Source organism: Rhodococcus yunnanensis NBRC 103083 (assembly GCF_001895005.1).
Taxonomy (GTDB): domain Bacteria; phylum Actinomycetota; class Actinomycetes; order Mycobacteriales; family Mycobacteriaceae; genus Rhodococcoides; species Rhodococcoides yunnanense.
In genome coordinates, this window is the sequence record NZ_BCXH01000002.1 from 206,594 (window position 1) to 224,857 (window position 18,264).

Here is an 18,264-nt window from a genome sequence, read left to right on the forward strand (position 1 = left end):
GTAGGTCGAACCGGGGCGCTGAGTCCGCACTGCGTATCTCCAGAAACTTCGGCCACCGATATCGGCGGAGAACCGGGCTCGCGTTACCTCACAAACACAGTTTGTGACCAGCATCACAATCACCCTGTCACCTGCACGGGAGTGGGTGTTTCGAAGGGCAATTTCCGCAGGTAGGTGAAATGCCAAGGGCACCTTGTTACGTTTGTATTTCCTATGAAGCCAGCACAGCTGAGAACAACCCCAGTCACTGCGCCGGACGCAGTGAAGTTTCGCAGGCCCAAGGTTTCCGACGGAGTCCGGCTCTGGGAGATCGCAAGAGATTCGAAAGTACTCGATCTCAATTCGAGTTACTCGTACGTGCTGTGGTGCAGAGACTTTGCAGCGACGTCGGTTGTCTCCGACGTGGACGGCCGAGCGGTAGGCTTCGTCACAGGCTACATCCGGCAGGACTCCCCCACAACGTTTTTCGTGTGGCAGGTGGCAGTCGATGCCGATCAGCGAGGCAAGGGTCTCGCCGGGCGGATGTTGAACGAACTACTCGAACGCCTGACGCCACAGGGCATCACACACCTCGAGACGACGATCAGCCCCGACAACGAAGCGTCGATAGCGTTGTTCACGGCCCTCGCCCGAACACGAGGGACCGACATTGGAAAATCAGATCTGTTCGCGCCCAACGATTTCCCTGATAGCCACGAGGCAGAAGAGCTCTACACAGTAGGCCCAGCCGCCGTGCGCACAAACGAAAGGAACAAGCAGAACATGACCGAGACGACGAATACCACAGAGAAGCCCGACATCTTCGAGACCGTCGAGTCCGCAGTCCGTAGCTACAGCCGCCAGTGGCCTGCCGTGTTCAAGACCGCGAAGAATTCGACCATCGTCGACGAGAACGGCCGCGAGTACCTCGACTTCTTCGGTGGCGCAGGCGCATTGAACTACGGGCACAACAACCAGATCCTCAAGGACGCACTCGTCGAGTACATCCAGAGCGACGGCATCACGCACGGACTCGATATGTCCACCGTCGCCAAGCGTGAGTTCCTCGAGTCGTTCAAGAAGAACATCCTCGACCCCCGCGGACTCGACTACAAGGTTCAGTTCCCCGGCCCCACAGGTGCCAACACCGTGGAGGCAGCACTGAAGCTGGCCCGCAAGGTCACCGGCCGCGAGTCGATCATCAACTTCACCAATGCATTCCATGGCATGACACTCGGCGCGTTGTCCGTCACCGGCAACTCGATGAAGCGAGCTGGCGCCGGAATTCCCTTGGTGCACACCACCCCGATGCCGTACGACAACTACTTCGGCGGAGTCACCGAGGATTTCCAGTGGTTCGAGCGTGTGCTCGACGACTCGGGCAGTGGCTTCAATCGTCCGGCTGCCGTGATCGTGGAAACGATCCAGGGTGAGGGCGGCATCAACGTCGCACGTCCGGAATGGCTGCGCGCCTTGGCCGAATTGTGCTCGCGCCGTGACATTCTGCTGATCGTCGACGACGTTCAGATGGGCTGCGGCCGCACCGGCCAGTTCTTCTCGTTCGAGGAAGCGGGCATCGTTCCCGATATCGTCACGCTCTCGAAGTCGATCGGCGGCTACGGAATGCCGATGGCGTTGACTTTGTTCAAGCCCGAACTCGACGTGTGGGCACCGGGTGAGCACAATGGGACCTTCCGCGGGTTCAATCCCTCGTTCGTCACGTCGAAGGTCGCCATCGACACCTACTGGTCGGACGACAAATTCGAGAAGGAAGTTCTCGCCAAGGGTGAGCACATCCAGGACAACTTCATCAAGCTGTGCGCCAAGTTCGACGGAATCTCCACACGCGGCCGCGGCATGGTGCAGGCCCTGGCTTTCGACGAGCCGGAGAAGGCGAGCAAGGTTGCCCAGCTCTGCTACGACGAGGGACTGCTCGTCGAGACCGCAGGGCCGTCCGACGAGGTCGTCAAGCTGCTGCCGCCGCTGACCACCACCATGGAAGAACTCGATCGCGGACTGGACATCATTGCGAGCGCAACCGCAAAAGTGTGCTCCTGAGCCACAACGAGTGGAGCCTGCGGAAATGACCGAGGTTCGACTCTCGCGATACTGACCGCCAGCTGAAGGGAGAAACGACACATGATCGTACGTAGCACCCAGGAAATCACCGGTACCGAGCGCGACATCGAGAGCGAAGACGGACAGTGGCGAAGCAAGCGCATCGTCCTCGGCGGAGACAAGGTCGGTTTCTCGTTCCACGAGACCACCATCAAGGCCGGAACCGTCAACAACTTCCACTACGCCAACCACATCGAAGCCGTATGGCTCATCGAGGGTGAAGGCACGCTCACCGACCGTGAGACCGGCGAGACCTACGAACTCGGTGCAGGTTCGATGTACTTGCTCAACGGCAACGAGCGTCACACGGTGGAACCGCGAACCCAGATGCGCATGTTGTGTGTGTTCAATCCCCCGGTCGTCGGTAACGAGACACACGACGAGAACGGCGTCTACCCACTGGTCGAGGTACCTGCGTGACAGCGGTACCTGCATGACAGCGGTGCCTGTATAACAGCGGTGCCTGTATAACAGCGGTACCTGTTCGACAGGTGTCTGCCTCCGGGCAGCTCCGAATGCTTCACGATCGACCTCGAACCCCGTTCGACTGCCTGCAGTCGAACGGGGTTCGAGGTGTCTCGGCACCAGTTTCCGGCACGGTCGTCCCTCGCCGGCGAGCGCTACTCTGGAGACCGTGCCCGGTCCTGGTAACTCCGCAATCGCGACCGAGACACAGCTCGATCGTATGGTCGAGCTGTTGTCCGGAAGGTCTATCGCAGTCGTCACCGGCGCAGGCATGTCCACGGACTCCGGCATCCCCGACTACCGCGGTCCGAATTCGCCGCCGCGCAACCCGATGACGTACCAGCAGTTCGTCGGAGACCGAGACTTTCGGCGGCACTACTGGGCGCGCAACCACGTGGGTTGGCGCCACATGGATGCCGCGCGGCCCAACGACGGCCATCGGGCATTGGCTCAGCTGGAACGTCGCGGCATCGTCTCCGGTGTCATCACGCAGAACGTGGACATGCTGCACACCAAGGCAGGCAGTCGCCGAGTGGTCGATCTACACGGTGTCTACGCACGCGTCCGCTGCTTGAACTGCGAGCGTCTGGTATCCCGATTCACCCTCGCCCAACGTCTCGATCAGCAGAATCCGGGATTTCTCGCGAGTGTCGCTCCGGCGGAGGGCGTCGAGATCGCTCCCGACGCCGATGCCGTCATCGCCAGTACGGCGCACTTTCGGATGGTCGATTGCCAGTACTGCTCCGGTGTCCTGAAACCCGATATCGTCTACTTCGGCGAGAGCGTCCCCAAGCCCAGGGTGGCCGAGGCATTCGATCTCGTCGACCGTAGCGGCGCCCTGCTGGTCCTGGGTTCGTCCTTGACGGTCATGTCGGGTCTTCGGTTCGTTCGACGCGCCGCCAAGGCAGGCATCCCGATCGTCGTAGTCAACCGCGGCCCCACGAGAGGTGACGAGTTCGCGGCCCTCACCAGCCATGCGGGTTGCTCGGAGACACTCACAGCGCTCCTGGACGCACTGCCCGCCCGCACCGCCGGCACCCCCACCCCCACCGCTTGAATGAACCGTTCAACCCATCAGATCGTATGAATGGTTCATTCAAGCGATCGTGTAGCCCGGTCACCGACCCCGCTCAGCGGCACCCTCGGCCTCGGACTCGTCGCCGATCCTCAGTCGCCCGGGCAGCAGTGTGAATGCGGCGATCGCGCCGAGGAACGCACTGCCCGCAGCCGCGACGGACGCAACGTGCATCCCGTGAACGAATGCGGACTTCGATTCGGCCACGAACGAGGTCAGTTCCGTTTCGGCCTTCTGTTGTTGCTGCGCTTTGACGTCGTCCGGCACCTGGGCCGCCTCCGGCAGTGATGCGCGCGTCTGCAACGCCTCCGCCGACCTACCTGCGAATTCCAGTGCGCCTCCGATGGATTCGCTGGCATCGGGGCTGACGAGAGATGTGACCTGTGCGTCGGGCGGCAGCTGGGAGATCACGGCCGCCGGCTGGTCGAGACTCGATGCAAGGGTTGCAGGAGTGTCGGCGCCGAGGTCGCCGCGGAACGCAACGGCCAGCAGCGAACCCAGAACTGCGACACCGAGTGCGCCTGCCACCTGACGGACGGTGTTGTTGACGGCCGATCCAGCACCGGCCTTGTCCCGCGGTACCGCCCCCATGATGGCGTTCGTGGCCGGGGTCATCGTCAGACCCATTCCGGATCCGAGGAAGAACATCTGTACTTCCACGACCCACTGCGGCGTCGTCTCCCCTACGAGCCCGTACGACAGCATCGCGAACGCGAACAACGTCAGACCGAAGCCCGCGACGTAGCGCGCACCGAATCGGTCGGCGAGCCGGGTCGCCTGGCTAGCCGAGATCATGACGCCCGCCGCGACAGCGATGAGCGCAACGCCTGCAGCCAGCGGCGTGTAGCCGCGGATGGCCTGCAGGTAGTACGCCAAGTAGAACGTCGCCCCCATCAGCGAGAAGAACACGAGAGCAATCGAGATCGTGCCCGCCGAGAACTGACGATTCTTGAACAGCGTCACGTCGATCGTGGGATGCGAACTGCGCCGCTCGAGCACCACGAACAGGGTCAACAGGACGACGCCGAGAACGATGGCGCCGAGGGACCGCCACTGCAGCCAGTCGTTGGTGTTGCCGCCTTCGATGATTCCGAACACCAGAACGACGAGCGCAACGATGGACAGAATCACCCCGAACGGGTCGATCTTGCCCGGGTTCGGATCCTTCGACTCGGGCACCAGTACGACGATGAGCACCACCCCGACGATGACGATCGGAACGTTGACGAGGAAAACCGATCCCCACCAGAAGAATTCGAGCAGCGCACCGCCGGTGATGGGCCCGAGCGCAATGGCGATTCCCGACGCGGCCGCCCAGATGCCGATAGCCCTCGATCGTTCTTCTGGCTCGAAGACGTTCTGAATTATCGACAGCGTCTGGGGTTGCACTGCGGCGGCACCGATGCCCATGAGGGCGCGGTAGACGATGAGTTCGGTCGAACTGTCCGCGGTGGAACACAAGGCGGAGGTGACGCCGAAGAGGATCATCCCGATGACGAGTGTGCGTTTGCGCCCGACCCGATCGCCCGTGACACCCCACACGATCAGCAGTCCCGCGAAGACCACCGCATAGCTGTCCACTGCCCACTGCATCGCGCTCTGCGAGGCGTCCAGATCGGCCTGGATCGTCTTGAGAGCGACGTTGAGGATCGTGTTGTCGAGAATGACGACGAGGAGGCAGATGACCATCACCGCCAGAATCCACCACCGCCGTCGGAACACGCTGTCCTCGTGCGTCGATGATCCCGGCACGTGCCGATCAGTCCGTGTGCGATCCATGTGCGTGCTCCCACCGTCGATGCGTGAATCTCATCGAACTGCGCAATCACGCCGACCGCAACACCGTGGTGCCCGAAGCGGACCCCTTTGTCCGGTATGCGCGGAAATCAGTCAGTTGGGGACCAGATCGTCGGCATGAACGACCGGTCGCTGGAACTCCTGGGACAGATCACTGCTCGATCGTCCGAGCATTCCGGTGAGCTCCGAGGCGTCGTACGCCACGACGCCACGTGCGATCACCGCTCCGCCCGGATCGACGAGGGAGACCACGTCGCCGCCGTAGAACCGGCCGGTGACCCCGGTGATACCCGCTGACAGCAACGATCGCCGCTTGGTCACGACGGCCGCCACCGCGCCTGCGTCGAGGTGAAGTTCCCCTGCGACGTCGGCGGCGTGCCGCACCCAGAACTTCCGGGCCGACAATCGACTCGGCCGCGCCCTGAATGCGGTTCCGACGCCTGCGGTCGTGAGTGCACCGCTCGCGTCCGATGCTGCGGCGAGCAGCACCGGCACACCGGCGTCGGCAGCCAGTCGTGCTGCGGACAGCTTGGATGCCATACCACCGGTTCCCAGTGCTCCACCCGAGCCTGCGACGACACCGTCGAGATCTTCGGGACTGTCGACCTCGGGGATCAGTACAGCGTGGCCCTTGCGTGGATCTCCGTCGTACAGTCCTTCGACGTCCGACAGCAGTACCAGTGCATCGGCTCCGACCAGATGGGCGACGAGAGCCGCAAGTCGATCGTTGTCGCCGAAGCGGATCTCCGCCGTGGCCACCGTGTCGTTCTCGTTGACGATCGCCACGGCACCGAGTGACCGCAATCGGTCGAGGGTGCGTTGCGCGTTGCGGTGATTGGTTCGCCTGGCGATGTCCTCTGCCGTCAACAACACCTGCCCGACCGTGCGGTCGTAGCGAGCGAACGATGTACCCCATGCATGCGCAAGCGCAAGTTGCCCGACGCTGGCTGCAGCCTGCTTCGTCGCCAGATCCCTTGGGCGCTTGGTCAATCCCAGCGGAGCTATGCCCGCGCCTATGGCACCGGACGACACGACGACGACGTCGGTACCGGCACGCATACGCGCTTCGACGGCATCTGCGAGGCGATCCAGCCGCTCGATATCAAGGCCGCCGACGAGCGAGGTGAGCGCCGACGATCCGATCTTGACGACGATGCGCTTGGCAGCAGCCACCTGGGATCTGGTGGGAGAGAACACACGTGCGGCCGAATCCGACTCAGCCGCCACGTCGGTCATTCCTCGGTGTCGAGCCCACGCCGGACTCGACGCGCATGCTTACGTTCGTCTGCGCCGATGCGCTCCACCTGATCGAGGCGTGCATCGGTGCCGCGTCCCGTCCTGGTGATCTCCACGCCCGCGGCCGTCTGCGGCTCCCAGTCGAACGAGACGTCGCCGATAGTCACCGATGCGCCGGGTTCAGCGCCCTGCTTGATGAGAGCGTCCTCGACGCCCAGACGAGCCAGGCGATCGGCGAGGTAGCCGACGGCCTCGTCGTTGCTGAACTGCGTCTGCCGCACCCATCGCTCGGGACGAGTGCCGAGAACGACGAACCCACCGGGAACGTCGGGATCCTTGATGACCTGGAAGCCTTCCTCGTTGCGCGCGACGGGACGCAGAACCGGTCGGCGTGGCTCGGCCGGCGGGTGCGCGATGCGGTAGTCGGCGACCATCTTGCCGAGCGCGAAGATCAACGGCTTCAAGCCTTCTCGGCTCACTGCCGAGATCGTGAACACAGGCCAACCACGCGCCTCGAATTCCGGGGTGACCATCTCGGCCAGCTCAGCGGCTTCGGGGATGTCGGCCTTGTTGAGCACGACGATTCGCGGACGGTCGGCGAGGTCGCCCAAGCTCGCATCGCCCAGCAGCGCAGGCTTGTACGCGGCCAGCTCGGCTTCCAGAGCGTCGACGTCGGAGACCGGGTCGCGGCCGGGATCCAGTGTCGCGCAGTCGACCACGTGAGCCAGCACGGCGGTGCGCTCGAGGTGCCGGAGAAAATCGAGGCCGAGACCCTTGCCCTGGCTCGCACCGGGAATCAACCCGGGAACATCGGCCACCGTGTACGTGGTGTCACCGCTCGACACGACGCCGAGATTGGGCACCAATGTGGTGAACGGGTAGTCGGCGATCTTCGGCTTGGCGGCCGACAGCACCGATACCAGTGACGACTTTCCTGCGGACGGGAAGCCGACCAGACCGATGTCGGCCACCGACTTGAGTTCGAGTATCAGATCGCGTTCGATGCCTTCTTCGCCCAGCAGCGCGAACCCGGGCGCTCGGCGGGCCTTCGAGGCCAAGGCCGCGTTTCCTAGCCCGCCACGGCCGCCCGGCGCAGCATCGAATCTGGTGCCCTCGCCGATCATGTCCGCGAGAATGCGGCCGTCCTTGTCGAGAACGACGGTGCCGTCGGGGACTTTGAGGATGAGGTCCTCGCCGTTGGCCCCTTCTCGGTTGCCGCCCATGCCCTGGGTTCCGTTGCTTCCCTTGGCGTGCGAGTGGAAGTGGAAGTCGAGGAGTGTGTGCACACTGCTGTCGACGACGAAGATGACGCCGCCGCCCTGGCCACCGTTTCCACCGTCCGGGCCACCGAGTGGTTTGAACTTCTCGCGATGAACCGAAGAGCAGCCGTTGCCGCCTTTACCGGCGCTGACGTGCAGCACCACGCGGTCTATGAATCGTGACATGGCTGCCTTCGATCCTTCCTCGATCTCTCGACCGAAATGTTCGATGCCCTCGAAATACGATAAGGGCGGACCGGGTTGAATGACCCTGGTCCGCCCTCGTCGTCGAGCTTGGGCGCGTGTACGGCCCCCTTCAGGAGCCGCTCACGCAGATAGTGCAGCTTCGGACTAGGCCTCTACTGCGACCGGAACGATGTTCACGGTCTTGCGTCCACGCTTGGCGCCGAACTCCACTGCGCCTGCGGACAGAGCGAACAGAGTGTCGTCGCCGCCACGGCCGACATTGACACCGGGGTGGAAGTGCGTGCCGCGCTGACGAACCAGGATCTCGCCTGCGCTGACTGTCTGGCCGCCGAAACGCTTGACGCCGAGGCGCTGTGCATTCGAATCGCGACCGTTACGGGAGCTTGATGCACCCTTCTTATGTGCCATGTGCGTACCCTCCTCGGGTAAGAAGAACGCCAGCTCCGTCGAAGAAACCGGCAGTGAAGAAACTTCGTTACTTGATACCGGTGACCTTGAGGACGGTCAGCTTCTGCCTGTGTCCCTGACGCTTGTGGTATCCGGTCTTGTTCTTGAACTTGTGGATGCGGATCTTCGGGCCCTTGGTGTGCTCGACGATCTCGCCGGCGACGGAGATCTTCGCCAACTTGTCTGCATCTGTGGTCAGGTCGGATCCGTCTACGACGAGGACCGGAGCAAGCGAGACAGCAGTGCCGGGCGCTCCCTCGATCTTCTCGACCTTGACGAGGTCACCAACAGCGACCTTGTACTGCTTTCCGCCGGTCTTGACGATCGCGTACGTTGCCATCGGAGGGCTACCCCTTGCTTCTTCGAACTTGCTCGCGCTGCCCAGGGCAACACGACTGGTCTGATCCTGCGTGTGTTTCTGCTTCCGAGTGTGAACGTTTGCTCGGCCTTCACACCGAAACGGCGTGGATACAGGCACGGCAGAACAGTGTCACCGGGAGCGACTTATCAAGGTTACGGCAGACGGGCAGTCGTGGTCAAACTGCCCATCCGCTGACCGTCACGCGTCCACGGGGGGACCTGCCGGCCGGGCCGCTGCCCGACGTCGGCGAGGCTTCGTGACCGGTGGTTCCGCCACCACAGGCGTGGTGTCGACCTGCGGTTGCGTCGTCACCGCAGGCGCGGCAACCGTCGCTGCCGGTTCATCGTGCGGTGTCGCGGGAATCACGAACACGGTCCCCGCGTCGGGAGCCTCCGAGGTGGGCGCTGCGGCCTTGCGAGCCACTCGCCTACCCCGCCGGGCTTTGACAACCGGAACATCAGCAGCCACTGGCTCCGTCGACCCAGCCGGTTCCTCCGCAGCCGGTTCCTCCGCAGCCGGTTCGACAGCGGACGCGCCGTTTCGACCCGGCGCAGACGCAGGCGCATCTTCGGCCGGGTTCGCCGCGGTCGCTGCTGCAGTGTCGCCCTCGGACTCGACCGCGTCCGGCGTTTCAGGCGATTCCGTGCTCTCACCGTGCACCGCAGCCACATCGGCCGCGTCGATGATCCTCGGAGTCGTCTCGACACCCGACGCGTCGTCGACCTTGTCCACCACGTCCGCGGGCGTCACGTCTTCGACCACCTCGTCGTGGTGTGCAGCCATCGCGAGCGCCACCGGATGGGCCCTCTTGACCGACGGATCGACAGCGTGTTCGTGCTGCGGTTCCGCGGCAGTGGTGTTCGGTGTCTGACTCTGAGTGTCGGCCTTGTCGCGGCCGCGACGCTTGCGCTGCGATCCGGACTCGTTGCGAGACGAACCGGACCGCGATTCGGACTCTCCGACCTTCGCCTCGACCGGGAACGGATGCACCACGATGCCACGACCTTGGCAGTGCTCACACGTCGTCGAGAACGCCTCGACCAGACCGGTACCGAGCTTCTTGCGGGTCATCTGGACGAGCCCGAGAGACGTGACCTCGGATACCTGGTGGCGAGTGCGATCACGACCGAGCGCCTCGGTCAGTCTCCGCAGAACGAGATCGCGGTTGGACTCGAGCACCATGTCGATGAAGTCGACGACGATCATTCCGCCGATATCACGCAGACGCATCTGCCGGACTACCTCTTCGGCGGCTTCCAGGTTGTTCCTGGTCACCGTTTCCTCGAGGTTGCCGCCCGCACCGGTGAACTTGCCGGTGTTGACGTCGACGACGGTCATCGCCTCGGTCCTGTCGATCACGAGGGTGCCGCCCGAGGGAAGCCAGACCTTGCGATCGAGCGCCTTGGCGAGCTGTTCGTCGATCCGATGCGCCTCGAACACGTCGGGCCGGCCGGAGTCGGCGACGAAGCGTTCGAGCTTCGGCAGCATGTCCGACGCCACCGTCTCGATGTACGAGGAGGTGGTCTCCCACGCCTTGTCACCTTCGATGACAAGCTTGACGAAGTCCTCGTTGAACAGGTCACGGATGACCTTGACCAGCAGATCGGGCTCTTCGTACAGCGCTTGCGGCTGGCTGCCCTTGCCTGTCTCTGCCTTCGCCGAGTTCTCCTCGATGCTTGCCCACTGAGCCTGCAACCGTTCGACGTCCCGGGCCAGCTCTTCCTCGCTGACACCTTCGGCGGCGGTACGGATGATGACACCGGCCTCGGGCGGAACGATCTCGCGCAGAATTTCCTTCAGTCGCTTCCGCTCGGTGTCGGGAAGCTTGCGGCTGATCCCCGTCGAGCTTCCGCCCGGCACGTAGACCAGGTAGCGACCCGCGAGTGAGAGCTGCGTCGTCAACCGAGCGCCCTTGTGCCCGACCGGATCCTTGCTCACCTGCACGAGCACCTGGTCGCCCGGCTTGAGAGCCTGCTCGATCTTGCGGGAGTTGCCGCCGAGACCGGCCGCATCCCAGTTGACTTCGCCTGCGTACAGAACACCGTTGCGGCCACGCCCGATGTCGACGAACGCTGCTTCCATGCTCGGCAGCACGTTCTGCACGCGACCGAGATAGACGTTTCCGACCATCGACGCCGACGCACTGCTCGTCACGAAGTGCTCGACGAGCACACCGTCCTCGAGAACTGCGACCTGTGTGGTGACCCCGTGATCGGGGAACGACTTCTCCCGAACGACCATGACGCGATCGACCGACTCACGACGAGCCAGGAACTCGGACTCGGTCAGAATCGGCGGACGACGACGACCTGCGTCACGCCCGTCGCGGCGGCGCTGACGCTTGGCCTCCAGCCGCGTCGACCCTGTGATGCCCTGGACTTCGTCCTTGTTGCGCGGCTTGTTGCGCGGCTCGCGCTCGTGCACCACGGTGTTCGGTGGGTCGTCCTCGGAGGACGCTGCGTCACTCGACGCATCGCCGGAGCTGCGACGACGCCGACGACGACGCCTGCGACGGCTCGAGCCGTCCGAGTTCTCGTCGTCATCCTGATCCGACGACCCGTCGGAGGACGCGTCGGAAGCGTCTTCGGCATCCGCATCGGCATCCTGCTCGCCGTCACTGTCGGTCGAGCTGTCGCTGGACCGCGACCGACTGCGCCGACGCGTGCGCCGCTCCCCCGAAGGCTTGTCCGTGCTCTCGGTCTCGGTGGTGCCGGTGGAGTCGTCGCCATCTGCAGGCGAGTCCGCCTCCGAGGATGCCTCGGAGTCCACGGTCGTATCGGTGACCGCGGTCGTGTCGGTGACCGCGGTCGTGTCGGTGTTCACGGTCGTGTCGGTAGCCGAGGACGACTCGTCATCGGTCTGATCCGAGTCGTCTCCGGATTGCTCTCCTCGGCCACGTCCGCGACCACGACGACCGCGGCGACGTCGCCGCGGCTGCGACTGGTCGTCACCGTCGTCGGCGTTGTCGGAACCATCGGCGTCGGCGTCAGTCGCATCGGCTGTGTCGGTCGACTCCGAGGGAGCTTCCACCGACTGCGTCTGCGCTGGAGTCGATTCCTCTGGTGTCGCCTCGGTTTCCGCTTCGGACGTGACAGGGACTTCAGGCGTGGCGGGAGCAGCGTCGGTGACGGAGGCAGTGACGGGGATCGTCGTGGAATCCGACGCCTGCTCGTCGGCCGGCCCTGCGGCCTTGCGGCTGCGGCGACGCTTCGGCGGTGTCTCGGCAGGCGCCTCCGCCTGCAGGAACAGCGGCGTGGCGAACGGCTGGCGAGCGGGAGCCTCGGATTCCGGCTCGGCAATGGACGAGAACAGATCGGCGACCTTCTCGGCCTCTGCAGCCTCGGCCACCTTCTCGGCCTCTGCAGGCTCGGCCACCTTCTCGGCCGCGGGCTCGACGGCGGGAGCCACGGCAGGTTCGGTCACAGCAGGTTCGGTGACAGCAGGTAAGTCTTCGACGACCTCAGGGAGCACCGTCTCCGGCGAAGCCGTGTCATCAGGAGATGTGTCATCGGGAGCGGTGAAGGAGGCGTGCACGGTGTGCGCGACGTCGCGGCCGAGGCTCGACTGCGCGCTGCGGGCCTCGATACCGAGTTCACCGAGTTTGGCGAGCACCTGCTTGCTGGTGACGCCGATGATCTTGGCGAGCGCATGCACGCGAAGACGGTCGGGGAACGTAGGAGTTCGGTCGGCCGACGTCACGTCGTCACCGGCTGAACTTCCCGTGTTCGAATTCTGTACATCTTCGGGCGGGGCTTGATCGGCCACGTAATCTCCTCGGGCCCCCGGGCGCGTTCACCTGCTGAGCTGGTCGGTGTGACGCGGCCACGCGGGGGCAATCCTTGTGGTCTGACACCGGTATGGCGTCAGTTCGTTCGGTTCCGCTCCGCGCCTGATGCTCTGTTCACCGGTGGTGTTCGGTGCGCCGAGCGCGGTGCCTGGCTGGATGGCTGTTATGCCTGCGAATCCGAGCGCCTGATCATCAAGCATGCAATCCACGTGGCACTGACGATCCACGCGTACGGCAGCGATGACGGGCATCGAACTGCAGGGTCATCCGGTTGCTTTCGCGAGAGCGACACTGGGGTGACGTTCCCGAGGTACTGCATCCAGATTGTTTTCGGTCGATCTTGCTTTTCGTTGTCGATCTGTCGTTCGGTGAAGCATGTGTTGTGAAAGCAACCACCACGAGTATCCCACACCGGCCGAACCGAACCCGCCACGCCGCTCCGATCACAGGATCGGCGGCGTGGCGGAGTTGTCGGAACCAGGAGTTCTACATCGGGTGAACGGTCAGGAAAGCCCGGGGAACCACAGCGCGATCTCACGGTCGGCGGACTCGACCGAGTCGGAGCCGTGCACGAGGTTCTGCTGCCCGTCCAACGCGAGGTCCCCGCGGATGGTGCCGGGCACCGCCTTCTCCACCGGATCTGTTCCACCGGCGATCTGCCGGAATGCTGCAATGGCCCGTGGGCCTTCCAACACGGCAGCCACCACAGGACCGGAGGTGATGAAGTCGAGCAGCGTCGGGAAGAAGGGCTTGCCGTCGTGTTCGGCGTAGTGAGCTCGCGCCAGCTCGAGCGAAACGGTCTTGAGCTCGAGTGCGGTGATGCTCAGTCCCTTCTTCTCGATCCGGCCGAGGATCTCTCCTACGTATCGGCGGGCAACTCCATCGGGCTTGATCAGTACAAGGGTGCGCTCAGTCACGCCCACAGACAGTAGTGGAAGGCCGCGGCGAGCCGATCGTCAGTCCCGTTGCCCACGCAACAAACCGCGATCGATGCGTCGCGTGATGTCCTTACGCAGATACAGCAGATACGCCCACACGGCAGCGAAGATGACCGCGACTATGCCGATCGACAGGTGCACGAACACTCCGAGCAGTAGGAGAACCTGAAGACCCAGGTTGATCTGCATGGCCTGAGGCCTGCGTTGCATTCCGGACGCCACGATCATGAGTACGGCGAGTCCGACGATGTAGGTGATCGACAACCAGCTCAGTCCACCACCGACCGTGGACACGACCGGCAGCGCCAACAACACCACGATCACTTCCAGCACGAGTGTGCCCGCGCACACTCCGCGAAAGCCCTTCCACGGGTCGGTGGTCGGGGGTTTGAACTGCGATTGCTCGTGTTCGCCCTCGGTCATACGGGGTCCTTTCCGAACAGGGTCCTGGCAGCTCCGGCCGTCACCACGGATCCGGTGACGACGACGCCTGCACCCGATACTGCCTCGCCGGGATCGGCGACCTCTTCGGCAAGACCTATTGCAGTTTCGAGGGCATCGGGAAGCGTCGGTGACACGACGACGCGTTCGTCGCCGAACTTCGCGACCGCGAGATTCGCCAGTTCCTCCACGTCCATGGCGCGCGGAGAACCGTTGTGGGTGACGACGATTTCGTCGAACACCGGTTCCAACGCGTCCAACATCTGCCGAACGTCCTTGTCGGCCATCACGCTGACGACTCCCACGAGCTTCCGAAAGTCGAACTCGTCGGCGAGAGTGGCTGCCAGAGCGCGTATTCCGTGCGGGTTGTGTGCTGCGTCGAGAAACACCGTCGGTGCATTGCGAACACGTTCGAGCCGTCCAGGGTTGACGATCGACGCGAACGCCGCGCGCACGATGTCCACATCCAATTGCCGATCGGCGCCCGCACCGAAGAATGCTTCGACGGCAGCCAACGCCAGAGACGCGTTGTGCGCCTGATGCTCACCGTGGAGGGGAAGAAAGATATCGGTGTACACACCACCGAGGCCCTGCAATTCCAGCTGCTGACCTCCGACGGCCACGCGGCGAGCCAGGATCCGGAACTCCGACCCTTCGCGCGCCACTGCGGCGTCGGCATCGACCGCCGCACGCAGCAACACGTCCGCGACCTCGGGCTTCTGCTCCGCCAGGATCGCAACCGTGTCACGAGGAACCAGCCGCTCCCGAGCCTTCTTGATGATGCCCGCCTTCTCGGCGGCAATGCCTGCAAGATCACTGCCGAGGAACTCGACGTGATCGATGTCGATCGGGGTCACCACCGCCACTTCACCGTCCACGACGTTGGTCGCGTCCCACCGGCCCCCGAGGCCTACTTCGACGACAGCGACCTCCACCGGCGCCTCGGCGAACGCAGCGAACGCCATCGCCGTCGTGACCTCGAACTTGCTCATCCGTGGACCACCCGCTGCCTCGGACTGCGCATCGATCATCTCGATGAACGGAGCGATCTCGTTGTACGTATCGACGTAGAGCCGCGGCGATATCGGCTTACCGTCGATGCTGATTCGCTCGGTCGCGAGCTGAAGGTGCGGACTCGTGGTTCGACCGGTACGACGGTGAAAATGCGTCAGCAGCGCGTCGATCATCCGTGTCACCGACGTCTTGCCGTTAGTACCTGCGACGTGAATCGACGGGTACGCATTCTGCGGCGATCCGAGCAGATCCATCAGAGCCGAGATGCGCGCGGTGCTCGGCTCGATCTTGGTCTCGGGCCACCGTTTGTCGAGCTCGGCCTCCACGAGGGCGAGCTCGGCCATGTCCACTGGACTCGGTGCGGAAGAACGGGGCGACGGATCGAACTCGGTCACTACTGCCCCATCGTTTCGAGTCGGGCTGCGATCCGCGCGATCTCCTCGGTGGCGATCTGCTGACGACTGCGGATCTTGTCGACGACGGCGTCCGGTGCCTTGGCGAGGAACGCGTCGTTGCCCAGCTTTCCGGTGGTCTGCGCGAGTTCCTTCTCGGCAGCTGCGAGATCCTTCACCAGACGAGCACGCTCGGCGACGAGGTCGACGGTTCCCGACGTGTCGAGTTCGACGGTCACCGTGGCGTTGCTCAGCCGCACCTCGACCGAGGCCGTCGCCGTGAAGTCGGCATCGGGGTCGGTGAGCTTTGCCAGTGCACGCGTTGCAGGCACCTGCCGGGCGAGATCGGCGGCCTCGATCCCGACGAGCTGTGCCGCGACCTTCTGCGACGGCTTGAGCCCCTGATCGCTACGGAAGCGCCTGACCTCGGTGATCAGCTTCTGCATATCGGAAATTCGCTGCGCAGCAACAGGATCTGCCGCATCACCGGATGCATCCGGCCACGCTGCGACGACGACCGACTCACCGCCGGTCAGCACCTTCCACAAGGTCTCGGTCACGAACGGGATCACCGGATGCAGCAGGCGCAGCAGCGCATCGAGGACGTTTCCGAGAACAGCGCGTGTGCTCTCGACGTGCGATTCGTCAGCGAGCTGCACCTTCGCGATCTCGAGGTACCAGTCACACACCTCGTCCCACGCGAAGTGATAGAGCGCCTCGCACGCTTTGCTGAACTCGAAACGCTCGAAGGCCGTATCCACCTCGGCGCGAACATGATCGAGACGATCGAGGATCCAGCGATCGGCGTCGGTGAGCTCGACGCGGGCGGGAAGTTCGGCCGGTGCAGCGCCGTTCATGAGGGCGAATTTCGTCGCGTTGAAGAGCTTGTTGGCGAAGTTACGCGAGGACTGCGCGTGATCCTCGCCCACGGACAGGTCAGCACCGGGGTTGGCCCCCCGAGCAAGGGTGAAACGCAACGCGTCGGCGCCGAATCGGTCGACCCAGTCGAGTGGGTCGATGCCGTTGCCCTTGGACTTGGACATCTTCTTGCCGAACTGATCTCGGACCAGGCCGTGCAGGAACAGATCCTTGAACGGAACTTTCCCCGGGGTCTCCCCTGCATTGAGCGACGCATCCGACGAGACGTAGGTACCGAACATCATCATGCGGGCGACCCAGAAGAACAGGATGTCGTAGCCGGTGACCAGGACGGACGTCGGGTAGAACTTCGCCAGCTCGTCGGTCGCAGCAGGCCAGCCCATCGTCGAGAACGGCCAGAGGCCGGACGAGAACCAGGTGTCGAGGACGTCGGGGTCCTGCTCCCAGCCCTCGGGTGCGGTTTCGCCCGGCCCGAGGCAGACGCTTTCGCCGTCAGGGCCGTACCAGATCGGAATGCGGTGACCCCACCACAATTGACGCGAAATGCACCAGTCGTGCATGTTGTCGACCCACGCGAACCAACGCGGCTCCTGGCTGGCCGGGTGAATTACCGTGTCGCCGTTGCGCACTGCGTCACCGGCTGCCTTGGCGAGTCCGTCGACCTTGACCCACCACTGCAGCGACAGGCGCGGCTCGATGGACTCGCCGCTGCGCTCCGAGTGGCCGACACTGTGCAGGTACGGCCGCTTCTCGGCGACGACGCGTCCCTGTGCAGCGAGGGCCTCGCGCACCTTCACCCGCGCATCGAATCGGTCGAGACCGTCGAATTCGGTTCCGGTGTCGGCGATTGTGCCGGTCTTGTCCATGATCGTGGGCATCGGCAAGTTGTGCCGCAGGCCCATCTCGAAGTCGTTGGGATCGTGCGCAGGGGTGATCTTGACTGCGCCGGTACCGAACTCGGGGTCGACGTAGTCGTCGGCGATGATCGGGATCTGCCGACCCGTGAACGGATGTTCCAGCGTGGTTCCGATCAGATGCTTGTAACGCTCGTCGTCCGGGTGGACAGCCACGGCGGTGTCACCGAGCATGGTCTCGACACGCGTGGTCGCGACGACGACGTGCGGTTCGTCGTCCTTCAGCGAGCCGTACCGCAGCGAGACCAGTTCACCTTCGACATCCTCGAACTTGACCTCGATGTCGGAAATCGCGGTCTGCAGTACCGGGGACCAGTTCACCAGACGCTCGGCCCGGTAGATCAACCCGTCGTCGTACATCCGCTTGAACATGGTCTGCACGGCCTCGGACAGGCCGTCGTCCATCGTGAATCGCTCACGGTTCCAGTCGACGCCGTCGCCGATCCGGCGCATCTGTCCGAGAATCGTTCCGCCGGACTCGCGCTTCCAGTCCCAGACCTTGTCGATGAAGAGTTCACGCCCGAAATCTTCCTTCGTCTTGCCGTCCACTGCGAGTTGCTTCTCGACGACGGACTGCGTCGCGATACCCGCATGATCCATGCCGGGCAACCACAGCACCTCGAAGCCGAGCATCCGCTTACGACGACTCAATGCATCCATCAGAGTGTGATCGAGTGCGTGACCCATGTGCAGGCTGCCCGTGACGTTCGGCGGCGGCAACACGATCGAGTACGGAGGCTTGCCGCTGGACGGGTCGGCCTCGAAGTAACCGGCGTCGACCCAGCCCTGATACAGCTCGGTCTCTACCTCGCCCGGGTTCCAACTCTTGGGGAGCTGGTCAACTGGGTCACTCCGCAGGCTGCTCTCCTGACGGTCGGCAGGGGTCTCGGGGCGCTCTGAAGCTGAACTGGTCACCGGTCGATTCTAGTGGTCCGCCGAGCGCGCCCCGACCCGC

General features: G+C 63.9%; 13 protein-coding genes. 3 read left to right on the forward strand and 10 right to left on the reverse strand.

Annotated features, from left to right (window positions below):
- Positions 1-213 precede the first annotated feature (213 nt).
- From ectB to RY1_RS05305, 3 genes are all read left to right on the forward strand, one after another.
- Entirely contained in the window at positions 214-2,037 is a 1,824-nt protein-coding gene (ectB, locus tag RY1_RS05295; protein ID WP_072802489.1) for a diaminobutyrate--2-oxoglutarate transaminase, read from the forward strand.
- Positions 2,038-2,118: 81 nt separating this feature from the next.
- Positions 2,119-2,517 carry an ectoine synthase gene (locus tag RY1_RS05300; RefSeq protein WP_072802490.1) on the forward strand — a complete coding sequence of 133 codons (399 nt, stop codon included), beginning with the start codon at positions 2,119-2,121 and terminating at the stop codon, positions 2,515-2,517.
- Positions 2,518-2,782: 265 nt separating this feature from the next.
- Positions 2,783-3,619 carry a Sir2 family NAD-dependent protein deacetylase gene (locus RY1_RS05305; RefSeq protein ID WP_072802491.1) on the forward strand — a complete coding sequence of 279 codons (837 nt, stop codon included), beginning with the start codon at positions 2,783-2,785 and terminating at the stop codon, positions 3,617-3,619.
- Between the two features lie 60 nt (positions 3,620-3,679).
- Here RY1_RS05305 and RY1_RS05310 read toward each other — a convergent pair whose 3' ends face one another.
- From RY1_RS05310 to RY1_RS05360, 10 genes are all read right to left on the reverse strand, one after another.
- The gene (locus tag RY1_RS05310) at positions 3,680-5,416 is read right to left on the reverse strand and encodes an MFS transporter (RefSeq protein ID WP_072802492.1); all 1,737 of its coding nucleotides are present in this window, start codon (positions 5,414-5,416) and stop codon (positions 3,680-3,682) included.
- A gap of 111 nt (positions 5,417-5,527) precedes the next feature.
- Positions 5,528-6,670 carry a glutamate 5-kinase gene (proB, locus tag RY1_RS05315; protein WP_072802493.1) on the reverse strand — a complete coding sequence of 381 codons (1,143 nt, stop codon included), beginning with the start codon at positions 6,668-6,670 and terminating at the stop codon, positions 5,528-5,530.
- A complete protein-coding gene (gene obgE, locus RY1_RS05320; RefSeq protein ID WP_072802494.1) occupies positions 6,667-8,115 on the reverse strand; it encodes a GTPase ObgE in 1,449 nt (482 codons plus the stop codon). The genes proB and obgE overlap by 4 nt, the downstream gene beginning before the upstream one ends.
- Before the next feature lie 165 nt (positions 8,116-8,280).
- Positions 8,281-8,544, reverse strand: a complete 264-nt coding sequence (gene rpmA, locus RY1_RS05325; RefSeq protein WP_072802495.1) for a 50S ribosomal protein L27 — start codon at positions 8,542-8,544, stop codon at positions 8,281-8,283.
- Between the two features lie 67 nt (positions 8,545-8,611).
- On the reverse strand, positions 8,612-8,923 hold the full coding sequence (gene rplU, locus RY1_RS05330) for a 50S ribosomal protein L21 (RefSeq protein WP_032394581.1): 312 nt from the start codon (positions 8,921-8,923) through the stop codon (positions 8,612-8,614).
- Between the two features lie 219 nt (positions 8,924-9,142).
- On the reverse strand, positions 9,143-12,709 hold the full coding sequence (locus RY1_RS05335) for a translation initiation factor IF-2 N-terminal domain-containing protein (RefSeq protein ID WP_072802496.1): 3,567 nt from the start codon (positions 12,707-12,709) through the stop codon (positions 9,143-9,145).
- Between the two features lie 525 nt (positions 12,710-13,234).
- Positions 13,235-13,648 carry a nucleoside-diphosphate kinase gene (ndk, locus tag RY1_RS05345; RefSeq protein WP_072802685.1) on the reverse strand — a complete coding sequence of 138 codons (414 nt, stop codon included), beginning with the start codon at positions 13,646-13,648 and terminating at the stop codon, positions 13,235-13,237.
- A 39-nt stretch (positions 13,649-13,687) separates the two neighbouring features.
- A complete protein-coding gene (locus RY1_RS05350; protein WP_072802498.1) occupies positions 13,688-14,092 on the reverse strand; it encodes a DUF4233 domain-containing protein in 405 nt (134 codons plus the stop codon).
- Entirely contained in the window at positions 14,089-15,468 is a 1,380-nt protein-coding gene (folC, locus tag RY1_RS05355) for a bifunctional tetrahydrofolate synthase/dihydrofolate synthase (protein WP_139279740.1), read from the reverse strand. The genes RY1_RS05350 and folC overlap by 4 nt, the downstream gene beginning before the upstream one ends.
- Before the next feature lie 50 nt (positions 15,469-15,518).
- A complete protein-coding gene (locus RY1_RS05360; protein ID WP_371829450.1) occupies positions 15,519-18,224 on the reverse strand; it encodes a valine--tRNA ligase in 2,706 nt (901 codons plus the stop codon).
- Positions 18,225-18,264 lie beyond the last annotated feature (40 nt).